This window comes from Bradyrhizobium retamae, from assembly GCF_001440415.1.
Lineage (GTDB): Bacteria > Pseudomonadota > Alphaproteobacteria > Rhizobiales > Xanthobacteraceae > Bradyrhizobium > Bradyrhizobium retamae.
The window spans coordinates 73,949-89,919 of sequence record NZ_LLYA01000124.1 but is presented as its reverse complement, the minus strand read 5'-3'; the positions used below and the strand labels follow the sequence as shown (position 1 = coordinate 89,919).

General features: G+C 61.7%; 15 protein-coding genes. 8 read left to right on the top strand and 7 right to left on the bottom strand.

The features are described 5' to 3' along the window. The first annotated feature begins 161 nt into the window (after positions 1-161). Entirely contained in the window at positions 162-335 is a 174-nt protein-coding gene (locus CQ13_RS41095) for a DUF1328 domain-containing protein (RefSeq protein ID WP_028349982.1), read from the top strand. Positions 336-402: 67 nt separating this feature from the next. Here the strand turns inward: CQ13_RS41095 and CQ13_RS15690 are convergent, their stop codons facing one another. Next, positions 403-762 (bottom strand): DUF427 domain-containing protein, encoded by a 360-nt coding sequence (locus CQ13_RS15690; protein ID WP_057843766.1) that lies wholly within the window; start codon positions 760-762, stop codon positions 403-405. A gap of 185 nt (positions 763-947) precedes the next feature. On the opposite strand from CQ13_RS15690, the gene CQ13_RS15685 reads away from it, so the two are divergent. Together CQ13_RS15685 and CQ13_RS15680 are read left to right on the top strand one after the other, a co-directional pair. Then, positions 948-1,202 carry a BolA family protein gene (locus tag CQ13_RS15685; protein ID WP_057843765.1) on the top strand — a complete coding sequence of 85 codons (255 nt, stop codon included), beginning with the start codon at positions 948-950 and terminating at the stop codon, positions 1,200-1,202. A 23-nt stretch (positions 1,203-1,225) separates the two neighbouring features. Then, complete coding sequence (locus CQ13_RS15680; protein ID WP_057843764.1) at positions 1,226-2,404, top strand: low temperature requirement protein A; 1,179 nt, start codon at positions 1,226-1,228, stop codon at positions 2,402-2,404. 907 nt (positions 2,405-3,311) lie between these two features. Here the strand turns inward: CQ13_RS15680 and egtD are convergent. Both egtD and egtB read right to left on the bottom strand, forming a co-directional pair. After that, positions 3,312-4,283, bottom strand: a complete 972-nt coding sequence (egtD, locus tag CQ13_RS15675) for an L-histidine N(alpha)-methyltransferase (protein ID WP_057843763.1) — start codon at positions 4,281-4,283, stop codon at positions 3,312-3,314. Between the two features lie 48 nt (positions 4,284-4,331). Beyond that, positions 4,332-5,570, bottom strand: coding sequence for an ergothioneine biosynthesis protein EgtB (gene egtB / locus CQ13_RS15670; RefSeq protein ID WP_057843762.1), 1,239 nt, complete (start codon positions 5,568-5,570; stop codon positions 4,332-4,334). Between the two features lie 303 nt (positions 5,571-5,873). Here egtB and grxD point away from each other — a divergent pair, with 303 nt between their 5' ends. From grxD to CQ13_RS15650, 4 genes are read left to right on the top strand one after another with little or no spacing between them, the layout of a single operon-like run. Then, the gene (gene grxD, locus CQ13_RS15665) at positions 5,874-6,212 is read left to right on the top strand and encodes a Grx4 family monothiol glutaredoxin (RefSeq protein WP_057843761.1); all 339 of its coding nucleotides are present in this window, start codon (positions 5,874-5,876) and stop codon (positions 6,210-6,212) included. After that, the gene (locus tag CQ13_RS15660) at positions 6,209-6,763 is read left to right on the top strand and encodes an O-acetyl-ADP-ribose deacetylase (RefSeq protein WP_057843760.1); all 555 of its coding nucleotides are present in this window, start codon (positions 6,209-6,211) and stop codon (positions 6,761-6,763) included. The genes grxD and CQ13_RS15660 overlap by 4 nt, the downstream gene beginning before the upstream one ends. A gap of 42 nt (positions 6,764-6,805) precedes the next feature. Further along, on the top strand, positions 6,806-8,089 hold the full coding sequence (locus tag CQ13_RS15655; protein WP_057843759.1) for a serine hydrolase domain-containing protein: 1,284 nt from the start codon (positions 6,806-6,808) through the stop codon (positions 8,087-8,089). Next, complete coding sequence (locus tag CQ13_RS15650; protein ID WP_057843758.1) at positions 8,070-9,374, top strand: serine hydrolase domain-containing protein; 1,305 nt, start codon at positions 8,070-8,072, stop codon at positions 9,372-9,374. The genes CQ13_RS15655 and CQ13_RS15650 overlap by 20 nt, the downstream gene beginning before the upstream one ends. A gap of 11 nt (positions 9,375-9,385) precedes the next feature. On the opposite strand, the gene CQ13_RS15645 is transcribed toward CQ13_RS15650, so the two are convergent. Then, entirely contained in the window at positions 9,386-10,804 is a 1,419-nt protein-coding gene (locus CQ13_RS15645; RefSeq protein WP_245309193.1) for a GH1 family beta-glucosidase, read from the bottom strand. 298 nt (positions 10,805-11,102) lie between these two features. Here CQ13_RS15645 and CQ13_RS15640 point away from each other — a divergent pair, with 298 nt between their 5' ends. After that, on the top strand, positions 11,103-12,659 hold the full coding sequence (locus tag CQ13_RS15640; protein ID WP_057843756.1) for a glycoside hydrolase family 17 protein: 1,557 nt from the start codon (positions 11,103-11,105) through the stop codon (positions 12,657-12,659). Positions 12,660-12,684: 25 nt separating this feature from the next. Here CQ13_RS15640 and CQ13_RS15635 read toward each other — a convergent pair whose 3' ends face one another. From CQ13_RS15635 to rpsD, 3 genes are all read right to left on the bottom strand, one after another. Continuing rightward, positions 12,685-13,752, bottom strand: a complete 1,068-nt coding sequence (locus tag CQ13_RS15635; RefSeq protein WP_057843755.1) for a threonine aldolase family protein — start codon at positions 13,750-13,752, stop codon at positions 12,685-12,687. A 42-nt stretch (positions 13,753-13,794) separates the two neighbouring features. Beyond that, positions 13,795-14,940 carry an alpha-hydroxy acid oxidase gene (locus CQ13_RS15630; protein ID WP_057843754.1) on the bottom strand — a complete coding sequence of 382 codons (1,146 nt, stop codon included), beginning with the start codon at positions 14,938-14,940 and terminating at the stop codon, positions 13,795-13,797. A 114-nt stretch (positions 14,941-15,054) separates the two neighbouring features. After that, the gene (gene rpsD, locus CQ13_RS15625; protein WP_057843753.1) at positions 15,055-15,672 is read right to left on the bottom strand and encodes a 30S ribosomal protein S4; all 618 of its coding nucleotides are present in this window, start codon (positions 15,670-15,672) and stop codon (positions 15,055-15,057) included. Positions 15,673-15,971 lie beyond the last annotated feature (299 nt).

Here is a 15,971-nt window from a genome sequence, read left to right as displayed (position 1 = left end):
AATTTGCAGCCGGGAACCCGATTCAGCAAGGCCCAATCAGCGCTGGCGAGCCGATCTTCCGCATCGGGCCGTTTCGGAACTGGCGCCGCAATCCGCCGTTAGAACCGCTGAATTTCAAGGGGCCGCCAATCGACACGGTCCCAGAGGTCCCGGAGCAAGCGATGACAATTCTCAAATGGGCGCTGATCTTCTTTCTGGTGTCGATCGTTGCCGGCATCCTCGGCTTCACCGGCATCTCGGAGGCCTCCGCCGACATCGCGCGCTTCCTGTTCTATGTCTTCGTCGTGATCTTCCTGGTGCTCCTGATCCTCGGGCTCACGATATTCAGGGTGTAGCTCCACGCCGTCATTCCGGGTTCGATGCCTACGCATCGCCCCGGAATGACTTCCTTAGTGCGTCTGGCTACGCCACTTCCTCGATCGTCACCTTGTCCGGATAGAACGCCAGATGGCCGGCGATCTCGGCCATGGCCGGGAAGGGCGTCTCATAGGTCCAGATCGAATTTTCGAGGCTCTTGCCGTTGGCGTTGATGCTGAAATAGTTCGCGTCCCCTTTGTAAGGGCAGTGTGTGGTCCGCTCGGTGCGCGACATTAACGCCATATTGGCGTCCTCGCGCGGCACATATTGGACCGCCGGATAGCTGGCTTCCTTCAGGGTCAGCGCGCGGGTGGTATCGGCAATGACCACGCCGCCCACCGAGACCCGGACGCGCTTGGGGTTTGCCGTAATCGTGATCGGATGGTCGGGACCGGGCAATTTCATGATTTTGAGCCTCTTTTTCGGTCAGCCCGAAATGATCGGGCGCGACGCGATCTCGCGGTGTCAAACGCTTCGGCCCGGAATATAGTGCCGCCAGGCGTGACCTAGAAGAGCGTACGCGCTAGGTTTGGCCGTCACGGTCGCGCGAGCAGGCCATGATTCGAAACCCCTGACGGAGACATGCTGGAATGCCGATGGATGCCCACGATATCGAGTCGATGATCAAGGCAGCTATCCCCGATGCCGAGGTGACGATCCGCGATCTCGCAGGCGATGGCGACCACTACGCCGCGACCGTGATCTCGGAGTCGTTCCGCGGCAAGTCGCGCGTGCAGCAGCACCAGATCGTCTACCAGTCGCTCAAGGGGCAGATGGGCGGCTTGCTGCATGCGCTGGCGCTGCAGACCGGGGTACCTGGCGGACCCGGGGCGCGAGACAGCTAGTCCCCGACTGGCGGCTGGGCTCGATGACAGACAACGCACACGGCGCGCTGTTTCGCCGGATCGTGCCGCACCAGCATAGCCGCGTCACGTACGCGGAGCTGTTCTTCGACCTCGTCTTCGTCTTTGCGGTCACGCAAATTTCGCACACGCTGCTGGCTCACTTTACGCCGTTGGGCGCATTGCAGGTCACGCTGCTGTTTCTCGCGGTCTGGTGGGTATGGGTCTTCACTACCTGGATCACGAACTGGCTCAATCCTGAAAAGACGCCGGTCCGGCTGCTGCTGTTCGCGATGATGCTGGGCGGGCTGGTGCTGTCGACATCCATCCCAAAGGCATTTGACGAGCGCGGCTTGTGGTTTGCCATCGCCTATGCGGCGATGCAGGTCGGCAAGACGATATTTCTGTGGTTGTCGACGCCACCGTCGCGGCCGCGGACACGCATGAATGCCGTCCGGATCGCCACCTGGCTTTCGGTGTCGGCCGTCTTCTGGATCGCCGGAGGGATAGCGGAGGGGCAGCCGCGGTTGATGCTGTGGGCCATTGCGCTCGTCATCGAATATATGTCGCCGGCGGCGCGGTTCTGGATTCCCCGCTATGGCGCGTCCTCGGTCGCGGACTGGATGATCGAAGGCGGCCACATGGCCGAGCGCTGTGGGCTGTTCATCATCCTCGCGCTCGGCGAATCCATCGTCGTCATCGGCGCGACTTTTGCCGAACTCGCCTGGACCACCGAAAACGTTCTGGCGTTTGTCTCGGCCTTCCTCGGCAGCATCGCGATGTGGTGGATCTATTTCCACATCGGCGCCGTAGCCGGCTCCGAACAGCTCTCAAAATCGAGCGAGCCGGGAAGGCTGGCGCGGCTCGCCTATACCTATCTGCACATGCCGATCGTGGCCGGCATCATCGTCGCGGCGGTGGCGGACGAACTGGTGCTGAAACACCCCGGCGGACATTCCGACCTCAAGACGGTAACGAGCGCGATCGGCGGCCCCTTGCTGTTTCTGTTCGGGACCATCCTGTTCAAGTTCAGCTTTCGCGGCTTCCTTCAACTCTCCCACGGGGCGGGCATCATCGCGCTTTGCGTGCTCGCCTGGTTCGCAAGCGAGCTATCGCCGTTGATGCTGTCGATCCTGACGACCGCGATCATGATCGCGGTCGCGGTGTGGGAAACGGTCTCGCTACGATCCGATCCGGCTGAATAGTACCTTTAATCCAGCCTGGGCCGCCTCACCGGCACCCATTGCGGCGAGTTGTGCTGATCGACGACATTTCTGAGAACGAGATCTGACAGTTGGACGACGAGAGCCCGGAGCCTGGCATTTTCCTCGCGAAGCGCTGCCCGCTCAGTGTCTGCTCCCTCGTCCCAGCCCGCGTCCGTATCACTGTGAACGGACGAAGATGCCGAACGTTGCCTGTGGTTGCTGGACGCTGGAAATGCGTTGCCCATAACTGCTATCCCCTGGCACGAACTCACCCCAAGCCATGCTGCCGCGGAGGCTCGGCTGAGTCCGCGTCAAAAATTGGACATTTCGAAGGGGAAACGACAGCGCAGATGGACCGTTTTGCGGGCGGGTCGATAAAGATGAATACTTGTTAAGAAGTTTGGTTATACTGAGCCCGGACAAGGTGTGGGGACGCGCGGCGGCGTAAGCACCTTTCCATCCACCTTGACCAGCGCGATCACTCAGTGCCCACGGGGGTGCCGTGGCTGGAAGTACGCGCCTATGAAACAGAGCGAAGCAAGAGTACGGATTATTCAAGAGTGGGACCGCTGGATCTTGACGCAGACGGTTGAACCGGACGGACCGACTGGAAAAGACTCGTTGAAGTTCTTTCACGAACTGCAAGACGCAGGATCTCCGCTACTGGATTTCCAGTCCCGCGGACAAGACAAGTGGCGGATCATTCACGCGTGGCTGTTGGGTGCAGACCGATTGTCCGATGATTGGATATCTGTCGCTCCCCGCATTGCGCCGACACGCAGGCCGCGACCGGACCGCAGGCGGTCCGTCTGACGTGAGGAAACCCGCGGCTAGAGCCCTTTCGGTTCTGATTGAATCAGAACCGGGCTCTAGCCGGTGTCCACTTCACTTGAAAACGCTGTAATCCTCAGTGCGACGCGACCAGCGCGTGAACGGAGAACATCTGGTCGCGATCGTTCCAGGATTCCCGCACCGACCAGCCGGACTCGCGCGCCAACGTGGTGAAGCGGTCGAGGCTGTATTTGTAGCTCGACTCGGTGTGGATGCTCTCGCCGGGACGGAATGAAAAATTCCGTCCCAGGATGCGCACGCTCTGCGCCCTCTTGGAAATCAAATGCATCTCGATGCGATGGCGCTCGCGATTATAGACCGAGCGGTGCATGAAGGCGGAGACGTCGAAATTGCCGCCGAGTTCGCGGTTGATGCGGACCAGTACGTTGAGATTGAACCGCGCGGTGACGCCGGCGGCGTCGTTGTAGGCGTCGTACAGCACCCGCTCGTTCTTCTCGAGGTCGACGCCGATGATCATCTGTGCGCCTTTGCCCAGAATGTCGCGTGCGCTGCGCAGGAAGGCGCGCGCCTCGTGCGGCTCGAAATTGCCGAGCGTCGATCCAGGAAAGAAGCCAACCTTGGGGTTGTCAGCGATTTCCGCCGGCAGCTCGAACGGCGCGGTGAAATCGGCGGCAACCGGATAAACGCCGAGATCGGGAAAATCCTTGCGCAAGCCGCCGGCCTGCGCGTTCAGGAAATCGCCGGAAATATCGACCGGGACATAGGCGGAAAAATCGCAGCGCTCCAGTAGCAGGCGGACCTTGGTGGTCGCGCCGGCGCCGAATTCGACCAGGGCCGCGCCTTTCGGAATGAGTGCGGCGATTTCGTCGCCGCGGCTGCGCAGGATGCCGAGCTCGGTGCGGGTCGGGTAGTATTCCGGTAGCACCGTGATCTGCTCGAACAGCTCGGAGCCCGTGGCGTCGTAAAAATATTTCGGCGACAGCCGCTTGGGGAACTGCGAGAGGTCGCCGATCACGTCGCCGGCAAAGGCGGAAGTCTGTTCGTCGAACGGGTGCGTTTGGGCCAAAGCGGCGGCATGCACATTCATGATACTCTCCTGAACGCGCTTTCCGGCGCGCTTCGATGATCGAAAATGTCAGGCGTAATCGGCGAGGCGTAACCCCGTGAATTGCCAGCGGTGGTGCGGGTAAAAGAAGTTACGGTAGGTGATACGGCTGTGGCCGGCTGGAGTTGCAAGCGAGGAGCCGCGCAGCACGAGCTGATTGACCATGAACTTGCCGTTGTATTCCCCGAGCGCCCCCTCGATGGCACGGTAGCCGGGGTAGGGGGAGTAGGAGCTGCGGGTCCACTGCCAGACGATGCCAAAGGCATCGTTGAGCTGGCCGGCGCGGGCGGCGACCTCCCATTCCATTTCGGTCGGCAGATGGCGGCCGGCCCAGCGTGCAAACGCGTCCGCCTCGTAATAGCTGACGTGGCAGACCGGGGCGGCCGGGTCGATCGGCTGCAGCCCGCCGAGCGTCATGATCCGCCACTCGCCGTCGACCTGGCGCCAGTGGCCAGGGGCCTGCCAGCCCTCGTTGGTCGCCGTGGCAAAGCCGTCCATCAGCCACAGCGTGGCCGTGCCGTAGCCGCCGTCCTGCATGAAGGCGAGCCATTCCGCATTGGTCACCAGGTTGCGGGCCAGCCTGACCGGGCCGACCAGGGCGCGGTGCGCGGGCTTTTCATTGTCGAAATGGAAGCTGTCGTCGGCGTGGCCTACGGTGTGGATACCTTCGTTGAGGGTGGTCCATTCGTCTACCGAACGGTGCGATGCCGGGAGGCGCCACTCCGGATCAAAGGCCGGCGGGATCGGGTTCTGGGCAAAGGCGTGCAGGATGTCGGTCAGCATCAATTCCTGATGCTGCTGCTCGTGATTGAGGCCGACCTCGACCAGCGGGATCAGTTTTGTTAGGCGCTCTTCGCCGGCGGTCTGGAAGAATTTCACCACGGCGGCATCGACATGCCGGCGATAGGCGGTGACTTCGTCGGCGCTCGGGCGGGTCAAATGGCCGCGCTGGTGACGGGCGTGCCGCGGTCCGGCGCTGACATAATAGGAATTGAATAGAAACGCATAATCAGGGTGGAAGGGCTGGTAACCCTCGCAATGCTCACCGAGCAGGAATTGCTCAAAGAACCAGGTGGTATGGGCGCGGTGCCATTTGGTCGGGCTGGCGTCCGGCATCGACTGGATGAGCTGGTCTTCGGGGCTCAACGGAGCGGCCCGGCGCTCGGTCTCGCCGCGGACGGCCAGATAGGCCTCCACCAAATTCTGGGCGAGGGTGCCGGAATCCGAGAAAAGTGACGGGGCAGGGACGGCGAGTGCTGGTTTCGTCACAGGTGTCTCCGGTGAGAGGAGAGAACGTTAGTCTGGCAAACAGGTTCCTGACGGGTAGTCCGTCCTAGATAGGGGTTCCGGTGCGGGATAAAAGCCTGCCCGCGCTATGACATTAATGCCGTCAGACTATGGGCTGCGGTCGCCCGGGCCGCCCTGAGCCGGCCCCGCGCAGCCAGCTCTTCGCCATTTTACTTTGGATGCACAACGGTTTGGGCTACATATATGGCAAGTATCCGGGTTACATGGACGAGCCGGCCCGTTACGCGACGACGCAGGGGGGCTGAGCCCCACAAGGAAGCAAATATGAGCATCGAACAATTCATCGACAACGAAGTGAAGTCGAACGACGTCGTGCTGTTCATGAAGGGCACGCCACAGTTTCCGCAGTGCGGTTTCTCTGGCCAGGTGGTCCAGATCCTCGACCACGTCGGCGTCGGCTACAAGGGGCTGAACGTTCTGGAATCCGCCGAGCTTCGCAACGGCATCAAGGAATATTCGAACTGGCCGACCATCCCGCAGCTCTACGTCAAGGGCGAATTTGTCGGCGGCTGCGACATCATCCGCGAGATGTTCCAAGCCGGTGAATTGCAGCAGCTTTTTGTCGACAAGGGCGTCACCGTCAACGCGGCGGCTTCCGCCTGAGCGGGCTGGCGCGCCAGGTCGGCCAGGCGCGGCTGGAAGTCATTGTTGCCGACATCACCGGCTTGCGCGTTGACGCCATCGTCAACGCGGCCAATTCGTCGCTCCTCGGCGGGGGTGGCGTCGATGGTGCGATCCATCGGGCGGCAGGGCCAGAACTGAAGCGCGAGTGCCACACGCTAAATGGCTGCGCGACCGGCGACGCCAAGATCACCCGAGGATACCGGTTGCCGGCCAGGCATGTGATCCACGCCGTCGGGCCGGTTTGGCACGGCGGCAATGTTGGAGAGGACGGGTTGCTCGCTTCCTGCTATCGGCGCTCCCTCGAGCTCTGCCAGGCCAATGCGCTCTCATCTCTGGCATTTCCCGCGATCTCTACGGGCGTCTATCGCTTCCCTGCCGACCGTGCGGCGGGCATCGCAGTCGCAACCGTCGTCGATGGATTGGCCGCAGCGCCTGCCGTGACAAGGGTTATCTTCTGCTGTTTCTCCCCTGACAGCGGCCTGCTGCATGAACGGGCGCTGGCAGCCTTTGGCAGCCCTTGCGCCGACTGACGCCGCAGCTACACTCCTCTCCGAATTCTGGAGGGGGTTCCAATGAACTTGCGTCAAATGCTGCGCGGGCTTGCCTGCGGCGCGCTGATGCTGGCGGTTACGCCGCAAGTCCGCGCCGAAGGCACCTTCGACATTCCCGCCGGCGCGCGTTTCAACAAGGACAAGCTGACGAAGATCACCGAATTCTTCAAGAACGAGGTGGCGACCGGCAAGATCGCGGGCGCGAACGTCCTGATCCAGCAGCATGGCAAGCCGGTCTATCACGAAACCTTCGGCGTTCAGGACGTGGAGTCCAAGAAGCCAATCAATGACAAGACCATCTTCCGCCTGTTCTCGATGACGAAAGCGATCACGTCGGTCGTGGCCATGCAATTGGTCGAGGACGGCACGATCAAGCTCGACGATCCCGTCTCAAAGTACATCCCGTCCTTCGCGAATGTGAAGGTCGGCGTCGAGAAGAAGAACGAGGATGGCACCAAGACGCTCGAGCTGGTGCCGCCAATCCGGCCGATGACCGTCCGCGACCTGATGGTGCATACGTCAGGGATCACCTACGGCTTCTACGGCGACACCCTGGTCCGCAAGGCCTATGCGGCCGCCAATATCTATGACGGAGATTTCGATCTGGCCGGGTTCGCCGAGCGGATCGCCAAACTGCCGCTGCACAACCAGCCGGGCGCGCTCTGGCAATACGGCCATTCCACCGACATCCTGGCGCGGGTGATGGAAGTCGCGTCCGGAAAATCCCTGTTCACGATCATGCGCGAAAGGCTGCTCGATCCGCTCGGCATGGTCGACACCGGCTTCTACATCACCGATCCGGAGAAGCAGCAGCGTGTGGCGCTGCCGGTGCCGAACGACAGTAACTTCCGCGTCGGCCGCGACACCAACCCGACCAATGTCAAGAAGATCGAATTCGCCAGCGGCGGCATGTACTCGACGATGGCGGACTACCGCCGCTTTACGCAGATGCTGCTCAATGGCGGCACGTTCGAGGGCAAGACCTACCTGAAGCCCGAAACGTTCAAGCTGATGACGACCGACTATGTCGGCCCCGGGTCTGGGGTCGAGCGGGACTATTTCTATTTCCCCGGGGACGGCTTCGGAATGGGCCTCGGCCTTGCGGTGCGCACCGATCCGGGCAATGCCAAGCCGCCGCCGCCGGGATCGCTTGGCGAATTGAAATGGGATGGCGCCAGCGGCTGCTATTTCGTGGTCGACCGCAAGCAGGACATGTTCTTCGTGCTGCTCGAGCAGACGCCGACGGAACGCCAGCGCATCCAGCGGACGCTGAAGCAGTTGGTCTATGAAGCGCTGGAGAACTGACGGCACGGCAGGGCGTTGCCTTGCTGCGGCGGCGCTTGTGGTTTCCCTGGTCGGCGGCCAACCGCAGGAGGCGCGGACCGAGCCGAAAGCGCCGGCCGCGCCAACTTTTTCGCGAGCGGCCCTTGACCGGATTGGTGACTACGTTCGCAGCGAGGTCACGGCCGGCAAGATTCCCGGTGCGGTGCTTCTGATCCAGCAGCACGGCAAACCAGTCTATCTTGAATGTTTCGGCGTGCGGGATCCTGCGTCCAGCCAGCCGATGACGCCGGATACCATTTTTCAGATCTATTCGATGTCGAAGGCCGTCACCTCGGTCGCCGCGATGATGCTGGTCGACGACGGGAAGCTGGCCCTCGACGATCCCGTGTCCAAATACATTCGTGCCTTTGCGGATGCGAAAGTCGGTGTCGATCTTTCTGATGAAGCAGGACAGCACCCGCTCAAGCTCGAGCCGCTGAAGCGCCCGATCACGATCAGGGATCTGCTGCGGCACACGTCCGGGATCACTTACGGCTTCTTCGGCGAAACCGCAGTGCAGAAACTCTATGCCAATCCGCGATTGTACGCCGGCGACTTCGACAACGCTGAATTCGCTGACCGCATCGCGACGCTGCCGCTCGCCGATCAGCCGGCAACGCGTTGGAACTACAGCCATTCGACCGACGTGCTCGGCCGCGTCGTCGAGGTGGTCTCGGGGCAGACGCTGTTTCAATTCGAGAAGCAGAGACTGTTCGATCCGCTCGGCATGTCCGAGACCGCATACTATGTCGCAGATGAAGCGAAGTGGCCGCGCATCGCCCAACCATTTCCGATCGATCGCTTTCGGGTGGCCGGAATCGGAGACCCGACAGTGCCGCGGCGCTGGGAATCCGGTGGCGCGGGTTTGGTCTCGACGGCCGCCGACTACGCCCGATTCCTGCAAATGCTGCTGAACGGCGGCGAACTGGACGGCAAGCGGTACCTCAAGCCCGAGACAGTCGCGCTGATGACCTCGGATCAGATCGGTCCGGAAACCAGGATCATTCACGATCCCTTTTATTTTCCGGGACCGTCCAGCGGCTTCGGTCTTGGCTTTGCCGTGCGCACCTCACCGCCGCCAAACACGACATGGCCGCTCGGCGAATACCGATGGGATGGCGCAGGCGGAAGTTTCTATTTTGTCGATCCGCAGGACGACTTGCTCGTTGTCTTCATGGTGCAGGCTCCGACGCAAGGCGGGCGAATTCAACTGGCACTGAAGACGATCATGTATGAGGCGCTCGGCAAGGGCCTGCGCAATGATTGACTATCCCCAGACTAGACTACCGCATTTCGTGCGATTGTCTCGCGATAGAACGATGCGCTCAGCTTGGGCGTACGACGCTTGGTATTGAAGTCGACGTGGTAGATGCCGAAGCGCTGCTCATAGCCGTCAGACCATTCGAAATTATCCATCAGGCTCCAAAGGAAGTATCCGAGCACGGGCACGCCCTCGGATGTCGCGCGCTGCAACTGCGTGAGATAATTGCGCAGATACATGATGCGGTCGACGTCGTAGATGGTCCCGTCCGGCGCCGGCTGATCGCTCCCTGATGTTCCGTTCTCGGTGATATAGATCGACTTCACGTTCCACAGTTTTGCGACGTGACGCGGCACCCAGTAGATGGCCTCGGGGCCGGGCCTGAGCCAGCTCGCTTTCATGTGCGGAAATGAGGCGGGAAACGGCGCCAGCGTGAAGCCGCGCTCGTTGTCGGCGGCAACGACATAATGGTCCGGCATATAGACGTTCAGCCCGACGAAATCGATCGGGGATGAAATGACGCGCAGATCATCGGCGGTGAATTTCGGCGCGTCTTGGCCGGACCGCGCCAGATACGCCTCGGTATATTTTCCTTCGAGCATCACGGTCAGGTAGCCGGCGTTGAGCTCGCGCGTCGCCATCTCGGCGGCGCGGATGTTGGGGGGCGTTTCGATGGCGGGGATGCAGCTCACGGCATTCTCCGCCGGACCGACCTTCGTTCCGGCACGCCCATGGGCGCGGATGGCCTGAACCGCGAGACCATGTCCCAGCGCAACATGGTGACGGACCTGGTTCAATCCTGATTGAGGCAGTTTGAGGCCGGGCGCGTCGGCGCCGAGGCCGTGGCCGAGATGAACGAGCCTGGAGCATTCGTTGATCGTGAAGAAATGCCTCACGCGATCACCGAGATGCTTTGCGACATGGGCGGCATAGTCCGCGAATGCCTTTGGCGTGTCGCGCGAGGTCCATCCGCCGACGCGATCCTGCAACGCCTGGGGCAGGTCCCAGTGATACAGGGTCACAAACGGCTCGATGCCGTTTGCCGACAATTCGTCGATAAGGCGCTTGTAGAAGTCGAGACCCTTTGGATTTGGCGAGCCGGCCCCTTCCGGAAAGACGCGCGGCCAGGCGATCGAGAATCGATAGGCCTTTGTGCCGAGCTCCTTCATCAGCCGTATGTCTTCCTTGTAGAGATGATAGTGGTTCGCAGCAGTATCCCCATTGCTGTTATCGGCGATCGTTCCGGGCGTGTGGGCAAAGCGATCCCAGATCGACGGCCCGCGGCCGTCTTCGTTGACCGCGCCCTCGACCTGATAGGCCGAGGTCGCCGTGCCCCACAGAAAGCCGCTCGGAAAATCAGACGAGAGTCGCTGATTCTGTGTTCCGGTCGCTTGATCGGATTGCGCCGTACTGGACTTGGCTGACAGCATCGACATGCCAAGAGCCGACCAGCCAGCAAGTCTGCCAAATTGTCGCCGGGAAAATCTCTTGAATGCCATCAGTTTACTCGCCAGGCGCGATCAATTTTGCGCAAACAAAACTCACTTTTGAACGGCTCAATATCGCCACTTCCGTACTCTCGCGCAATTGTACAGATGGTGTGACCAGCGGGTCGACATGCCTGCCGCACACGGCTAAACAGGCTCATCCATTCGTCCTATTAGGGGAGCAGGACCAATCGGCTTTCGCACACCGCTGGCGCTTTTATTTCTATCGCTGGGTATCATTGTCGCGGTGTGGTGGTGGCTGGCCACGCCGGTAGCGCTGACGCGTGCGCCGATTGATGATGCATCGAAGCTGGAATGCGTTTCCTACGCGCCGTTCCGCAACGATCAGACGCCGCACGATCCGACGCTCATCGTCAAGCCGGAGCAGATCGCGGAGGATCTGCAGGAGCTTGCCAAGGTCTCCAAATGCATCCGCACCTATTCCATCGACAACGGGCTGGACAAGGTGCCCGAGCTTGCGTCCAGAGTCGGATTGAAGGTTCTGCTCGGCGTCTGGATCGGACGTGATCGCGCGAAGAACGCGCAACTCGCCGACATTGCGGTCTCGTTGGTCAAGGATCATCCGGGCACGGTCGCAGCGCTCATCGTCGGCAGCGAAGTGCTGCTGCGCGGCGACATGACCGTTGGCGACCTTCGGCAAACGATCCAGTCGGTCAAGCCGCGCGTGGACATTCCGGTGACCTATGCCGATGTCTGGGAATTTTGGCTGCGCTACCGCGAGGTAGGCGCCGATGTCGATTTCGTTACCGCCCATTTCCTGCCCTATTGGGAGGACGTTCCCCCGCGCGCCGAGGATGCGGCCGCGCATGTAGATGAGGTACGCAAGCAATTGGCGACAGCCTTTCCCGGCAAGGAGATTTTGATCGGCGAAACCGGTTGGCCAAGCCACGGGCGGATGCGCGATGGCGCGCTGGCTTCCCGCGTCAACCAGGCGCGTTTCATCTCCGAGATTCTCGAACGGGCAAGGCGCGATAACTTCCGCGTCAATTTGTTCGAAGCCTATGACGAGCCGTGGAAGCGCCGCTGGGAAGGAACGGTGGGGGGCTATTGGGGACTGTTCGACGGGGTCGAACGCAAGCTGAAATATCCGGCCGGCGTGGCCATCAGCAATTACCCGTTCTGGAAGCTGCAGATGGCAGGCGGGCTGCTTCTTTGCCTCTGTGTATTCGCAGTTGCCGGGTTCACGCAGAAGCGCCAGCAGGCCGCGGCGCCGTTGGCATCGTGGGCCGCGGTCGCCGCATCCGCGACCGCTGGCGGGATATTGCTGGGCATCAGCGTCGACAAGATGCTCCAGGAAAGCTACGGGCTGGGCGGTTGGCTGGTTCAGGTTTTTCTGCTGACGGCGGCAATGACAGCGCCGCTGCTGGCCACCTACGCGCTGATGTCGGCGCGGGAGCTTCCGGCGTTTCTTGAGGTGTTGGGGCCGCGCAAGGGCCTGACCCCATTGTTCATGACCAACATATTGGGCGTGACCCTGATCGTGACGACGCTCATCGCCGCGCAGACCGCGCTCAGCCTGATATTCGACGCGCGCTGGCGCGATTTCCCGTTCGCCGCCCTGACCATGGCCGTGGTGCCGTTCTGGACATTGGCGTTTCTCAACGGTTCGAAATCCGGCGAGCGGCCGCTCGCCGAAGCCGTGTTTGCCGGACTCTTCGCCTTGGCGGCGATCTATATCGTCTTCAACGAAGGCTTCCAGAACTGGCAGGCCATTTGGACGGGCGCAGTGTATCTGCTGCTCGGCAGCGCACTGTGGCGGGCGCGCACATCAGCCGTTGCCTGAGTTCACGGCCTCGCGCTGACGCTTCTCACGCCCCGCGTACGATCTCGCGCACCAGCCCGACCGTCTCCTCGATCATCGCAGCACTGACGTCGAGATGCGTGCAGGCGCGAATGCGGCCGTCCATCATCGCGAGCAGCACGCCGCGCTTGCGCAAGGCTTCGACCATTTTGTCGCCGGCGATGCCTGCTCTGTCAGGCTTGAAGAACACCAGGTTGGTCTCAGGCTCTTGCACCTCGATGCCGTCGATCTGCGACAGCCCCCGCGCCAGCGCACGCGCATTGGCGTGATCGTCGGCGAGGCGGTCGACGTGATGGTCGAGCGCGTAGACGCAGGCCACGGCACAAATGCCGGCCTGCCGCATCGAGCCGCCGAGGCGCTGCTTCCAGCGCCAGACGTCGTCGATGAAGGTGCGCGAGCCCGCGATCACGCCGCCGATCGGTGCGCCGAGGCCCTTGGAGAAATCGATCCAGGCTGAATCCCATCCCGCGGCCATGTCGCGCGCCGATATTTTCGTGGCGACGCAAGCGTTCAACAGGCGCGCGCCATCCATATGAGTGATCAGCCCATGCTCCTTGGCGATCTGGACGATTTCATCCAGCGCCGCTTTCTTCCAGATCGTCCCGCCGCCGATATTGGCGGTTTGCTCGACGCTGACGACAGTCTGCGGCGGCTGGTAGCGCGAGCGCGGGTGCAGCGCGGCGCGAAACGTTTCGGGGGTGAATTGCCCGTCATCGCCCGGCAGCGGCGTGATCTGGAAGCCGCCTAGCGCGGCATGCGCGCCGCCTTCGCGGGCAATGACATGCGCGCTGGCATGGGCCAGAATTTCATCGCCCGGCCGGCAATGCGCGAGCGTCGCTGCGACGTTGCACATGGTGCCCGACGGCATGAACACGGCAGCTTCCTTGCCGAGCAGGTCCGCCACGCGCTCGCACAGCAAATTCACCGTCGGATCGTCGCCGATCTGCTCGTCGCCGACTTCCGCCCGCGCCATCGCCTCGCGCATCGCGGGCGTCGGTCGCGTCTGGGTGTCCGATAGCAGGTTGATGCGGATGGGATCGGCCTTGGGATCTCGCGGGGCAGGGGTGTAGTGCATGGCAGTTTCTCGTCTCTTTTGGACTTGATGGCGGGACAGAAATTATCTGAACCGCAGATTTTCGCGAGAGAGTTGATTGATCGCAGTGCATCCCATCAGCTTCATTCCCCGCTCGAGTTCCGACCGCATCAGGTCGAGAGCCCGCTCGACGCCGGCCTGGCCGGCCGCCGCGAGAGGATAAAGATAATAGCGTCCAACGCCTACGGCCTTGGCTCCAAGCGACAACGCCTTCAAGACATGGGTGCCCCGCTGAATTCCGCCGTCCATGATCACGTCAATTCGATCGCCGACCGCGTCCACGATTTCGGCCAATTGGTCGAATGGCGCGCGCGAACCGTCCAACTGCCGGCCGCCATGATTGGACAATACGATGCCGGTGCAACCGATCTCGACGGCGCGCCGGGCGTCCGCCACCGACATGACGCCCTTCAGGCAGAATTGCCCGTTCCATAGCCGGACCATTTCAGCCACATCGTCCCAGTTCATCGAGGGGTCCAGCATCTCGGTAAAATACTTGGAGATCGACAGCGCGCCACTGCCCATGTCGACGTGCTGGTCAAGTTGCGGAAGCTTAAACCGCTCATGCGTGAGATAATTGATGCCCCAGGCCGGCTTGATCCCGAACTGGTACATCCCGGCAAGCGTCAGCCGAAATGGAATCGAAAAGCCGGTGCGCTTGTCGCGCTCGCGGTTGCCGCCCGTGATGCTGTCCACGGTGAGCATCATCACCTGGACGCCGGCTTCTTTCGCGCGTTGCATCATCGTGCGGTTGAGACTGCGATCCCGGTGATAGTAGAATTGATAGACCTGCGGCGTGTCGTGCGCCTTGCGCAGTTCCTCGAGGCTTACTGTGCCGAGCGAGGATACGCCGAACATCGTGCCGTATTTCGCCGCAGCGGCGGCGACGGCGCGTTCGCCGGTATGGTGGAATAGGCGTTGCAGTGCAGTCGGAGAGCAATAGATCGGCATCGCCAGCTTCTGGCCCAGGACCGTCACCGACATATCGATGTTTTCGACGCCGCGCAGGACATTGGGTACCAGGTCACAGCGCTCGAAACTTGCGGTGTTCCGGCGATGGGTCACCTCATCGTCAGCCGCGCCATCGATGTAATCGAAGATAGGGCCGGGCAGCCGTCGCCGGGCCAGCTTGCGGAAATCATGAAAGTTGTGGCAGTCGCGCAAGCGCATGTTGATCCCGCTTGGTTCAAGCCCACGGCGAGGCTCGGCGTAGAGAACGCCATACTCGCATACAAAAAGGCCCCGGCAAAACCGGGGCCTTTGATATGTCGTAACTGAAACCGATCAGCGCGAATAGAATTCGACGATCAGATGCGGCTCCATCTGCACTGCGAACGGCACGTCCGACAGCGCGGGGATGCGGGTGAACTTCGCCATCATCTTGGAGTGATCGGCCTCGATGAAGTCGGGCACATCGCGCTCGCCGAGCTGGCTTGCTTCCAGAACCGGGGTGAGCTGCCTGGAGGATTCCTTGACCTCGACGACGTCGCCGGGCTTGAGCTTGTAGCTCGGAATGTTGACGCGGCGGCCGTTCACCTTGATGTGGCCGTGGTTGATGAACTGGCGCGCGGCGAACATCGTCGCGACGAACTTGGCGCGATAGACCACGGTGTCGAGACGGCGCTCCAAGAGGCCGATCAGGTTCTCACCGGTGTCGCCCTTCATCCGGCCGGCCTCGACATAGATGCCGTGGAACTGACGCTCGGAAATGTTGGCGTAGTAGCCTTTAAGCTTCTGCTTGGCACGGAGCTGGACGCCGAAGTCGGACAGCTTGCCCTTGCGGCGCTGGCCGTGCTGGCCGGGGCCGTATTCCCGGCGGTTCACGGGGCTCTTGGGGCGGCCCCAGATGTTCTGGCCCATACGGCGATCGATCTTGTATTTCGCCTCACTGCGCTTTGTCATCGCGTCCTCTGCTTAAGAGTTTGAGTTTTGAGGAAACGCGCCCTCCTGTGCACCGGGGTTGCCGGGGCCGACAGGTCCGCCTCGAAAGCTCGGGGAGGACCACGGGTCGCGAAACGCATCGCGGGCCGAAACCGGCCCGCGAGCAAGCGGGTTCTTAGGGAGAAACCGCCGTTCTGTCAACGAAAAGGCCTCCGAGACCGCCGTCATTCCGGGGCGCGAAGCGAACTATGGGGCGCCCTTGCGCCCCTGAGAATCTCGAGGTTCCAGATGCGCAATTGCGCATCTGAGGTCTGGTCCTT

Bases quoted from the DNA above. Each gene is read 5' to 3' on its own strand.
- CQ13_RS15655 (WP_057843759.1), top strand. From the start codon at position 6,806: ATGAACTTGCGTCAAATGCTGCGCGGGCTTGCCTGCGGCGCGCTGATG.
- CQ13_RS15690 (WP_057843766.1), bottom strand. From the start codon at position 762: ATGAAATTGCCCGGTCCCGACCATCCGATCACGATTACGGCAAACCCC.
- rpsD (WP_057843753.1), bottom strand. From the start codon at position 15,672: ATGACAAAGCGCAGTGAGGCGAAATACAAGATCGATCGCCGTATGGGC.
- CQ13_RS15645 (WP_245309193.1), bottom strand. From the start codon at position 10,804: ATGTCGATGCTGTCAGCCAAGTCCAGTACGGCGCAATCCGATCAAGCG.
- CQ13_RS41095 (WP_028349982.1), top strand. From the start codon at position 162: ATGACAATTCTCAAATGGGCGCTGATCTTCTTTCTGGTGTCGATCGTT.
- egtD (WP_057843763.1), bottom strand. From the start codon at position 4,283: ATGAATGTGCATGCCGCCGCTTTGGCCCAAACGCACCCGTTCGACGAA.
- CQ13_RS15630 (WP_057843754.1), bottom strand. From the start codon at position 14,940: ATGCGCTTGCGCGACTGCCACAACTTTCATGATTTCCGCAAGCTGGCC.
- CQ13_RS15635 (WP_057843755.1), bottom strand. From the start codon at position 13,752: ATGCACTACACCCCTGCCCCGCGAGATCCCAAGGCCGATCCCATCCGC.
- grxD (WP_057843761.1), top strand. From the start codon at position 5,874: ATGAGCATCGAACAATTCATCGACAACGAAGTGAAGTCGAACGACGTC.
- CQ13_RS15685 (WP_057843765.1), top strand. From the start codon at position 948: ATGCCGATGGATGCCCACGATATCGAGTCGATGATCAAGGCAGCTATC.
- CQ13_RS15650 (WP_057843758.1), top strand. From the start codon at position 8,070: ATGAAGCGCTGGAGAACTGACGGCACGGCAGGGCGTTGCCTTGCTGCG.
- CQ13_RS15680 (WP_057843764.1), top strand. From the start codon at position 1,226: ATGACAGACAACGCACACGGCGCGCTGTTTCGCCGGATCGTGCCGCAC.